Here is a 333-nt window from a genome sequence, read left to right on the forward strand (position 1 = left end):
GCTCCGGCTGGCGGATGCGGATGTTGTTGATCACGTGCTGGCGCTGCCTCTGGTGCTGACGCTGGTCCTCTCGCTGGTGCTGGCGGTTGCGGTTGTGGTTGCGGTTCCAGTTGCGGTTCCGGTTGCCACCGCCCCAGCCGCCCCCGCCCCAGCTGGCGAAGCCGCCCGACTGGACGACGGACGCGCTCGCCGCAGTGGCCGTGGCGGCGGCGCCCAGCGCGACCGCCCCACCGGTCAACGCGGCGCTCACAGCCAGCAGCCCGACAAGGCTCTTGAACTTGGACATAGCGATTCTCCCCCGAAAAGGAATCGATTCCTCTAGACGCTCGAGCA

At 68.5% G+C, this 333-nt stretch carries 1 pseudogene; it reads right to left on the reverse strand.

The features are described 5' to 3' along the window. Positions 1 to 286: pseudogene (locus IMZ11_RS44905) on the reverse strand (hypothetical protein); the annotation flags it as partial. Between the last annotated feature and the right edge of the window lie 47 nt (positions 287 to 333).

The sequence above is a fragment of the Microtetraspora sp. AC03309 genome (assembly GCF_020826795.1).
GTDB lineage: Bacteria > Actinomycetota > Actinomycetes > Streptosporangiales > Streptosporangiaceae > Microtetraspora > Microtetraspora glauca.